Origin of the sequence: Pseudovibrio sp. Ad5, assembly GCF_001623095.1 — a bacterium.
GTDB lineage: Bacteria > Pseudomonadota > Alphaproteobacteria > Rhizobiales > Stappiaceae > Pseudovibrio.
In genome coordinates this window covers 20761-27271 of sequence record NZ_LMCH01000027.1, presented here as the reverse complement: position 1 = coordinate 27271, position 6511 = coordinate 20761, and the positions used below count along the sequence as shown (strand labels likewise).

At 53.5% G+C, this 6511-nt stretch carries 5 protein-coding genes and 1 pseudogene; 2 read left to right on the top strand and 4 right to left on the bottom strand.

What is annotated here, in order from left to right:
• A pseudogene (locus tag PsAD5_RS28165) lies at positions 1-224 on the top strand (hypothetical protein); the annotation flags it as partial.
• 421 nt (positions 225-645) lie between these two features.
• Here PsAD5_RS28165 and polA read toward each other — a convergent pair.
• Together polA and PsAD5_RS13940 are read right to left on the bottom strand one after the other, a co-directional pair.
• On the bottom strand, positions 646-3588 hold the full coding sequence (polA, locus tag PsAD5_RS13945) for a DNA polymerase I (RefSeq protein ID WP_084405974.1): 2943 nt from the start codon (positions 3586-3588) through the stop codon (positions 646-648).
• Positions 3589-3718: 130 nt separating this feature from the next.
• A complete protein-coding gene (locus PsAD5_RS13940; protein ID WP_208988615.1) occupies positions 3719-4327 on the bottom strand; it encodes a TetR/AcrR family transcriptional regulator in 609 nt (202 codons plus the stop codon).
• 77 nt (positions 4328-4404) lie between these two features.
• On the opposite strand from PsAD5_RS13940, the gene PsAD5_RS13935 reads away from it, so the two are divergent.
• Positions 4405-5175, top strand: a complete 771-nt coding sequence (locus tag PsAD5_RS13935) for an SDR family NAD(P)-dependent oxidoreductase (protein ID WP_208988614.1) — start codon at positions 4405-4407, stop codon at positions 5173-5175.
• A gap of 75 nt (positions 5176-5250) precedes the next feature.
• Here the strand turns inward: PsAD5_RS13935 and PsAD5_RS13930 are convergent, their stop codons facing one another.
• Positions 5251-5733, bottom strand: coding sequence for a hypothetical protein (locus PsAD5_RS13930; protein WP_063292554.1), 483 nt, complete (start codon positions 5731-5733; stop codon positions 5251-5253).
• Positions 5730-6506 carry a DUF2092 domain-containing protein gene (locus PsAD5_RS13925; RefSeq protein WP_063292553.1) on the bottom strand — a complete coding sequence of 259 codons (777 nt, stop codon included), beginning with the start codon at positions 6504-6506 and terminating at the stop codon, positions 5730-5732. Before PsAD5_RS13925 ends, PsAD5_RS13930 begins: the two co-directional genes overlap by 4 nt.
• Positions 6507-6511: the final 5 nt, after the last annotated feature.

Here is a 6511-nt window from a genome sequence, read left to right as displayed (position 1 = left end):
AGCATATCTTTCCCAAACACCTTCCAGATATCAGCTATCCCAAAGGAACAATGGTCCGAAAGGTGCCCAGAACAAGAGCGGAAATCAGCTTTAAAGGAAGGCTCTGGTATGTCCCTAAATGCTTCCGTGGCTACACTCTCGCCATACGTCCCTCAGACAAACCTGAGATCTTCAACGTATGTTTTGCAGCAAACACAGTCGCAAAATTCGACTTAACATCATAACATGACCGTCACCCATGTCCCCGAACAAACGTCAACCATCTCTCCGGGACAAACATCAAGTGCGGGATGACGGTGTTGGGGTGTGGCGTTGCTTTGCCCTTTGGCGTCATCCTGGACGAGCGGAGCGATGATCCGGGATCCAGAGTTGCTTGTGAGGGCATTGGTGAGAGTGCTGATGAGGTGGCTGCTGGGGAGTGTGGGCGATAAGAGCGGCTGAGCGTGAGGTGGCGCCCCATGGATCCCGGCTCGGGGGCCGGGAAGACATCGAGGGGTGTGGCTTGGCGGCTTCGGTGTTCGTGGTCTGCTGGTGGGCAAAGGCTTTATGTGCGTGGTTTTGTGCGGCCCGGGTTGGCAGGGTGCTTGGCCCGGGATCGCACTGTTTGCTGGGGCAAATTGCCTTGCCCTGAGGGAAAAAGAAGCGCTAGTGCGCCTCTTCCCAGTTGGTGGCGGCTTCGGCTTCCACTTTAAGGGGGACCGAGAGCTGGAGGGCGGGTTCTGTTGCTTTTTCCATGGTGGTGATGACGAGTTTTTTGGTCTCATCCACCTGATCCTCAGGCAGCTCAAAGATCAATTCATCGTGCACCTGCAACAGCATTTGCGCATCCAGATTTGCCGTTTCCAGAACCTCGTCCATACGCACCATGGCACGGCGGATGATATCTGCCGCTGAGCCCTGAATTGGGGCGTTGATGGCTGCGCGCTCGTAGAACTGGCGCATGTTCGGGTTTTTGGTGTTTACATCCGGGTAGTGGGCGCGGCGGCCAAAGATGGTTTCGACGTAACCGTTTGCATGGACAAACTTTTTGGTCTCTTCCATGTACTCTTTGATGCCCGGGAAGCGCTCAAAATACGTTTTGATGTAATCGCCTGCTTCACCACGACCAATGCCCAGCTGGTTCGCAAGGCCGAACGCGGAAATGCCGTAGATGATGCCGAAGTTGATGGCTTTTGCACGGCGGCGAACGCTTGGATCCATACCCTCAATCGGCACACCAAACATCTCACTTGCTGTCATGGCGTGAATGTCGAGCCCATCAGCAAACGCTTGTTTGAGCTGCGGAATATCGGCCATGTGGGCGAGCACGCGCAGTTCAATCTGGCTGTAATCGGCAGAAATGAGCTTTTTGCCCTTCCCAGAGATAAACGCCTGACGGATTTTGCGGCCTTCAGAGGTTCTGATCGGGATGTTCTGGATGTTTGGCTCGGAGGAGGACAAACGGCCCGTGGAGGTGGACGCCAGCGAGAACGAGGTGTGGACGCGGCCTGTTTCCTGATTGATGAAGCTTGGCAGGGCGTCGGTGTAGGTGGATTTCAGCTTGCTGAGCTGGCGCCACTCTACAATTTTGCTGGGCAGCTCATGCCCTTGCGCGGCAAGGTCATCCAGCACGGAAGCCGAAGTGGACCAGGCACCGGTTTTGGTTTTTTTGCCGCCGGGCAGACCCATTTTGCCAAACAGGATTTCACCCAGCTGCTTTGGCGAGCCGACGTTGAAGATTTCGCCTGCTTTATCGTGGATTTCCGCTTCCAGCGCGGCTGCGCCTTGCGCAAACTCGCCGGAGAGCAGGGAGAGCATCTGACGGTCGATGGAGATGCCGCGGCGCTCCATTTTGGCCAGCGTGGCCACCATCGGGCGTTCCAGACGCTCATAAACCACGGTCATTTCCTCAGCAGCGAGGCGTGGTTTGAGGATTTTCCAGAGGCGCAGGGTGACGTCTGCATCTTCCGCCGCATAGGAGGTGGCTTTGTCCAGCGGCACCTTGTCGAAGGAGATTTGCGATTTGCCGGAGCCGCACACTTCCTTGAACGGGATTGGCGTGTGGTTGAGCCAGCGCTGGGAGAGCTCATCCATGCCATTGCCGCCCATACCCGCGTCAAGCGCGTAGGAGAGCAGCATGGTGTCATCAAACGGTGCCATTTCCACGCCGTAACGTTTGAGCACGAGCCAGTCGTACTTCATGTTCTGCGCGATTTTGAGGACAGCTGGATCTTCCAGCATTGGCTTGAGCAGGGCAACAGCTTCTTTGAGCGGGATCTGGCCTTCCAGCAGCGCACCGCCGCTGAAGAGATCGCCTTCGCCATCCACATGCGCCAGCGGGATATAACAGGCTTTGCCCGGGGTGCAGGAGAGGGAAACGCCAACAAGGCCAGCTTCCATGGCGTTGAGGGCATCTGTCTCAGTGTCCACAGCCACGTAGCCCACTTCATAGGCCTGCGCTATCCACTCTTTGAGGCGCTCAGTGGTGGAAACTGTTTCGTATGCGGAATTATCTATAGGCAGCGCAGATATTTCAGCCGCAACTTTCTCTGCTAAAGGGGCGGCGGTCCATGCTTTACCCTCAAGTTCTCCCGCAGAATCCTCAGCTTGTTCTGCCGGTTTTGCAGTGCTTTCCCAGCCTTCAATCACAGGCTCAATCGGCTCGATGTTTTCCAGCACAGCGCCGGTTTTATCTGCCACTTTTTTGGTGAGGCTGGTGAAGCCCATGGCTTTGAGGAAGCCGACAGCTTGCGCGCCATCCACATCACACACGGTGAAATCTTCAACCGGAGTTTCCACCGGCACGGCCTCTTCCAGCTGCACGAGGCGCTTGGAAATGCGGGCCTGCTCAGCGAACTCGATGAGGTTCTCGCGGCGCTTCTTCTGCTTGATGGTGTCGGCTTGTGCCAGAAGGCTATCCAGATCGCCAAACTCGTTGATGAGCAGAGCGGCGGTTTTGAGGCCGATGCCTGGGACGCCGGGCACGTTATCGACGCTATCGCCTGCGAGCGACTGCACTTCGACGACCTTTTCCGGGCCAACGCCGAATTTCTCGAAGACCTCGGGCTTGCCGATCACCTTGTTTTTCATGGTGTCGACCATGCCGATCTTATCGGTGACAAGCTGCATCAGGTCTTTATCGCCAGAGACGATGGTAACGCGGGCGCCTTGTGCGGCTGCCTGACGGGCGTAGGTGGCAATCAGGTCATCCGCCTCATAGCCCTGCTGCTCAATGGCAGGCACACCAAACGCGCGCGTTGCCTGACGGATCAGACCAAACTGCGGGCGCAGGTCTTCTGGCGGCGGTGGGCGGTGAGCTTTGTATTCCGGGTAGAAATCGTTGCGGAACGTTTTGCCGGACTTATCGAAAATCACGGCGAAGTGGGTTGGCTCTTCACCGGTTTCTTTGGTGGGGCCTTCCTGCATCATCTTCCAAAGCATGTTGCAGAAGCCGGAAACCGCGCCAACGGGCAGTCCGTCGGGCTTGCGAGTAAGCGGCGGCAGCGCGTGATACGCGCGGAAAATGAAGGTAGAGCCATCGATCAGGATGAGGTGATCGTTCTCTGTGAGAGCTGGTGCAATGGATTGTGTCGACATGAGCGGGATCATGCCCGCCTTGGGCCGACAAAGAAAGAGGAATTAACCCTTTTTCAATGATGTTTTAGCGGAGGGTGAGTTTGGGACGGCCTCTGGCTACTTAGCTTTCAACTTCCACCTAACAAAAATGAAGTTGCTCTGACTAATCCTGTTGTTCTAACAAATCTAATGCCTCCAGAATTGCTGATCGTGTATCCTTCGTGGCTGTGCTTGGTAATCCACCTTCAATCGAGAGCATGGCCAGGCCGTGTACGGCCCCCCACGCAAGCAGGGATTTAGCTGGGATTTCAGTGTGTTTTTCATCTTCAACAGCATCATTAAGCAATAGGCGTGTCATGCGTGCCTCTGCTTCGACTAAATCTACATCTGTCTCATCCAACAATGCCGTACGGAACATTGTTTTGAACTTGGCAGGCTCAGAAAGAGCAAAGTCCAGATAGGCCTGCCCCTTAGCGGGAAATACTGAGAGCCCCGCACTGCGTGCTTCAGTGGCTGCCGTTTCCATATGCTCTGCCATTCCGCGATGTGCGCGGACAGCAACTGCCGTCATCACAGCCCGCTTGTCTTTAAAGTGCCTGAAAGCCGCAGCAGAGGAAACACCTGCATTTTTGGCAGCAGCCCGTAAGCTCACCCCCTCTGGCCCTTTTTTGGGCAACTGAGCTTCGACAGCATCCAGAAGCGCCTCACGCAATCGTCCATGATGATACTCTGATGTGCCCGGAGTTTGTTTTTCTTGCCTCGATGTTACCATTGATAACTTTCCACTTGACCAGATAGTCTCAACTGATGTTACCATTGATAACATATTTGAAATCTGGAGAATTGCTCATGAATTCTGTTTTAATTTCCGGTGCCTCCAAAGGGCTGGGTGCCGCAATGCTAAAAGCTTTTACAACAAACGGATGGCAAGCGATTGGTACATCTCGCCAAAGAGGCACTTTAGAAGAACTTGATGTGTGCGACGAAGATTCTGTGATTGCACTTCGCAACCGCATTAACCTTGTCCCCGACTGTTTGATATTGAATGCGGGTTCTGGCATCGCTGGTCCTATTGAAATGACAGCTGCTTCCGAAGCCGTTCGACAGATCGATACCAACCTACTCGGCGTTGATAGAATGGTACGCGCCTTTCTTCCTGACATGCGAAAAAGGCGAGCAGGAACGATTGTGATTATTGGCTCTATTGCATCACGGCTCCCAATCCCTTTTCAAGCACTTTACAGCGCATCAAAAGCTGCGATTGCGAACTATGCGGCGGCCTTATCAATGGAGGTCGCTCCTTTTGGACTCCACGTTATACTGGTGGAACCGGGAGATCATCGAACTGACTTTGGTGCAGCGAGAAGGCGAAGTCCATCCGACAACGACCCTTACGAACCTTCCACAACACGTGCAATTAACAGTATGACGAAAAGCGAAGAAAGCGGAAATGACCCGGAGCGATTTGCAAGTTTAGTTGTTCGTGCTTGCATGTCAGACAAGCCTCCACACCGCCTTACAATTACGACTTTTCCAGAGCGTATGCTTTTGATTTTATCAGCAATTTTGCCCCAACGAATGATGCTAAGGGCTACACGAAGAGCATTCTGTCGGGCATAGAAGTCCAATGTAATTTAGGCGCTCCCAAAATGAACACCCGGCACAGAGTACACCATGTGTTTACTTATGACCTTCCTACGGCTTCTCACCCTGCCTAATGGGTTCCACGGGCTCTAAATAAGGCATGAAACCGGATTGGTTGTTGCGGATGGTTGGTTTGTATTTGCCTTCCGGACAGATAAAAATCAGCTCATCCTGAATGCGGATCTGCTGGCATTCTTCATTGAGCTCATAGACAAAGCCGTTGTTGTCGCCACTGAAGTAGTAATCGTTGGTAGCTGGCTCTTTTCCCGCCTCTGCTTTGTCAGCGCCATGTACGGATTTGTTGCAGAGATCGCGGATCTTATCGCGGTATTGAGAGCCGCCCAGATCAGCGATGCCCTCACGCTTCATGTGCTCCTCCTCGCACTCCGCAACTTCGGCGGATGTGGCCTGTTTAGGAGGAGGCAGGGTTTCCTGCGCCTGGGCTGTGAGTATGCCAGCGCCTGTGATGAAGGTCAGGACGGCCAGTGATCTGAGTGAGTTGCTGAGAAGCTGTGCTGTGGTGGAGTAACTCATCTTGAGCTCCCTCCGTTTTCTACTGCTGAAAGGGCGGGCAGGCTGAAGCGCTCAGCCCCCTCAGGAGGATTGAAGCGGAAGTCTTCTGAATTGAGCTGAGGTTCAAGGTTCCACCCTCGATAGGACAGGTGTGTTTGAGGCAAACCAACAAGGTCCTTATAAGTGATAATAAGATAACCGGGCAGGCCGCTGTCTTCGTAGACCCACAATTGCCAATCTATCTGATCGTTAAAGAAGGCAAGATGATGGGCAACCCCTTCTGGCAGAACCTCACGCCCGACGTAGACGGACTTCGTTATCAGGTCATCAAGCATCTGGCCCAGTTCCGGGTTAGCCAAATCAATGCCGGGCAATGTGAGCTGAAAGTCACTGCGTAGTACCTCAATAAATTCCGAGGAAGTTCCAGTGAAATCACCCTGAGTGTAGATGTTCCGCGTTTTGTCGAAATAAGTGATGATGCCATCATCAAGATAGATTTCACTCATTCCATTAGGGCGTGGGAGATCAATTTTCAGATCACCATGCCCAAGAATGTTGACCGTGTATTCGAACACAAAGTTTAGCGGCACCCTATCTTTAAAGATGCGCTCCTCGCTCGCGTAGACGGTAAAGCTCATGGCTTTAATTTCACTGAACTTCTCGATGGTCTTATTGAGAATTTGACGTGCTTTATCTTCTTTTTGCGCAACAGCGGGGTGGGGGCGTAGCTCCAGCCAGCCGATGGCCACGAGAATGAAGAGAAGCGGCAGAACCCTGAGAGCCCCGAGTTTCATGGAGA

Coding starts and splice junctions, on each gene's coding strand:
- polA (WP_084405974.1), bottom strand. CDS start 3,588: ATGATCCCGCTCATGTCGACACAATCCATTGCACCAGCTCTCACAGAG.
- PsAD5_RS13935 (WP_208988614.1), top strand. CDS start 4,405: ATGAATTCTGTTTTAATTTCCGGTGCCTCCAAAGGGCTGGGTGCCGCA.
- PsAD5_RS13925 (WP_063292553.1), bottom strand. CDS start 6,506: ATGAAACTCGGGGCTCTCAGGGTTCTGCCGCTTCTCTTCATTCTCGTG.
- PsAD5_RS13930 (WP_063292554.1), bottom strand. CDS start 5,733: ATGAGTTACTCCACCACAGCACAGCTTCTCAGCAACTCACTCAGATCA.
- PsAD5_RS13940 (WP_208988615.1), bottom strand. CDS start 4,327: ATGGTAACATCGAGGCAAGAAAAACAAACTCCGGGCACATCAGAGTAT.